The following is a 2,260-nucleotide window of genomic DNA, read 5'->3' on the forward strand; positions in this document are numbered from 1 at the left end:
TTGAAGCAGCACACCCCCTAGATTTTTATACACCCAACCCGGTAATTAAGATCGGGCTGTTTATTCTTACCGTTGTTATTGTGTCCTTTTCGCTTGGCTTGTTAACGCTTATGATGCTTGAGGCGCTCCGGAATGAAGACGGCTTTGCAGGACTATGTATCTTCGCGGGGCTGGTATGCTATGGCGCCCTGGAGATGGCTATCCGGGAGAAGAAATTATTCCGCGCAGGTGTAGACGATGCATTACTATGGGGAGCGGTTTTACTGATTTGCAGCAGCATGGCGATAGCTGGTCATGTTTCCGCCACTACGGTTTGTTTTGTAGTATGCTTTGTTACCTTGTTAGCCACTTTGCGCTTTGCCGATATGGTAATGGCCGGTGTAGCCTACCTTGCTTTCCTTGGCTTTATATTCACTGTGGCCATAAAGCTGGGGCCTGTTGCTAAAACCATTGTGCCTTTCCTTATCATGGCAGTATCTGTTACCGTGTATGTTGCTGTAAAAAAGATATCGGCATATCATTTTAGCAGGCATTATAAACATTGCCTCACTGTTTTATCCGTGCTTTCCTTACTCACGCTTTACCTGGCTGGTAACTATTACGTGGTAAGAGAGTTAAGCAATGTAATGTTTGACCTGCAGCTGCAGGATGGTCAAAGCATTCCAGGTGCTTTGTTTTTCTGGATCTACACAGCGGTTGTTCCGGTGGTATACCTGTGGCTGGGCATCCGTAAAAAAGATGCGGTGCTGCTGCGTACGGGGATGGTATTGCTGGCTGCTATCGTATTCACCATACGGTATTACCACAGCGTGCTTCCGCTGGAAACGGCTATGGTACTGGGCGGGATGGCACTTACCGTTGGCGCCTGGGCGCTCATCCGTTACCTGAAGGAACCCAAGCACGGATTTACTTATGAGGAACCGGAAGATCCATCCCTGGCAGATAAATTACGGCTGGAATCACTCATTATTGCGCAAACTTATGTACCTGGCGCCCAGCCAGCTACAGGCAATGATATGCAGTTCGGAGGCGGCTCCGGCGGTGGTGGCGGCGCCAGTGGGGATTATTAACTGGAAGGCCCTCACTTCCGGGCATAAAAAAAGCCTGACTGGATGATCAGTCAGGCTTTAGAGCGAAAGACCGGGCTCGAACCGGCCACCCCGACCTTGGCAAGGTCGTGCTCTACCAAATGAGCTACTTTCGCATTATTATAAGAACTTTTTTTGTTGGGATTGCAAAGATAGCAATCTTTTTGAAGCTGCAAAATTTTTCTCGCGCTGAATTAAAATATTTTACGAATTTCGTTTTTTTTAACTGTATCTAAGGATTCAGCTCATAGGCGTATTTCACCATACCCATTAGCTCTCGCCCTTTGCCGTAGCACGTTTCACTCAAAGGTAAACCATTCGGCTGATATTCATATTGCCAGATCGTATACGACGACGTTTGTGCGTTCACGGTAGTCATTTTCACCAGATTTCCCTGCGTATTATACTCAAAGATATAGTCCGGCAACATACGCTTTTTCGCAGGCTGATAACGGTATACATCTGTAAGCCGCCCAGCTTTGTCGTAGTTGTAATATACCCGTGTGCCACGCCGTTTGTCCAGTTCTTCAATCACATTACCAGCGCTGTCTGTTTTAAACGCTACCACGGTGGAGTCGCTGCCCTTGCGCTGTATCAGCTGCTGTAAATGACCGGTACTGTCGTAACGGTAAGTCCGGCTTTCATCAAAACGCAGCTTGCTGTCGCGCGCAGTGGAGGTACTGCTGATATACTGCAATCGTCCGCCTTCATCGTACCGGTACAATGTGGTAGTGATGCTGGCGCCGGAGCTATCAACCGTTTTAGTCAGCTGCCCCTTGGCGGAAAAGGTGGAGGTCATCGCGGAGTAACCGGTGGAACTGGATTGTGTTTGCGCCTTCATCTGCCGGTAGGTAGGGTTCAGGTTACGTTCACAGCGGAAATCCCGGTCCGGTTGCATATCGGCATCCAGCGTCAGTACCTGCTGGGTTTTTACCTTGTTTTCTTTCAACAGCGCCATGGTGGCTACTGTTTGCTGTGTATTGTAAATATCCTGGAAGTAATATTGACTAAAACCACTGGTCGCAAATGCCAGTATACTCAGTGCCAGTAGAATCGTTTTCTTCATGCCGGTAAAATCGCTGATTTTGGAATGTTCAAAGGTAAAACGCAAAAATCATATTAAAATTTTTTAGCCGGAATTTATCCGGCGATATTTCTTCCGGCGCTAATCC

Annotated in this window: 2 protein-coding genes and 1 tRNA gene; 1 reads left to right on the top strand and 2 read right to left on the bottom strand. The window is 47.7% G+C overall.

All coding sequences use genetic code 11. From position 1 onward, the window contains the following. A partial coding sequence (locus VN105_RS13490) for a hypothetical protein (protein WP_325641705.1) occupies nt 1-1,070 on the top strand: 1,070 nt, incomplete at its 5' end. A gap of 61 nt (nt 1,071-1,131) precedes the next feature. On the opposite strand, the gene VN105_RS13495 is transcribed toward VN105_RS13490, so the two are convergent. Next, a tRNA-Gly gene (locus VN105_RS13495) sits at nt 1,132-1,204 on the bottom strand. A 116-nt stretch (nt 1,205-1,320) separates the two neighbouring features. Continuing rightward, nucleotides 1,321-2,154, bottom strand: a complete 834-nt coding sequence (locus tag VN105_RS13500) for a hypothetical protein (protein WP_325641707.1) — start codon at nt 2,152-2,154, stop codon at nt 1,321-1,323. Nucleotides 2,155-2,260 lie beyond the last annotated feature (106 nt).

Source organism: Chitinophaga sp. (assembly GCF_035564935.1).
In the GTDB taxonomy this organism is placed as follows: Bacteria; Bacteroidota; Bacteroidia; order Chitinophagales; family Chitinophagaceae; genus Chitinophaga.